General features: G+C 57.4%; 1 protein-coding gene. It reads right to left on the bottom strand.

From position 1 onward, the window contains the following. The coding region (tnpB, locus tag EQW76_RS28925; RefSeq protein ID WP_143123543.1) for an IS66 family insertion sequence element accessory protein TnpB at window positions 1–188 on the bottom strand (188 nt) is incomplete at its 3' end. Window positions 189–237 lie beyond the last annotated feature (49 nt).

Below are 237 nucleotides of genomic sequence, written 5' to 3' on the forward strand. Positions count from 1 at the left end.
CCAATTCCGTCATGCCAAAGAGCCTTGATCAGCCGGCCACTTTTCCCCCGGAAGACAAAAACGTCCCCCTTGAACGGATCACGGCCCAGACCTTCCTGCACGATCAGAGCAAGACCCTGCATCCCTTTGCGCATATCGCAATGGCCGCTCGCAATCCAAACACGCACGCTCGAACTGATCGGGATCATTTGAGCGCTCGCATTACTGCTGCGGCAAGATCACAAGGTGCCCCGGACG

Source organism: Rhizobium sp. rho-13.1 (genome assembly GCF_007000305.1).
GTDB lineage: Bacteria > Pseudomonadota > Alphaproteobacteria > Rhizobiales > Rhizobiaceae > Rhizobium > Rhizobium rhododendri.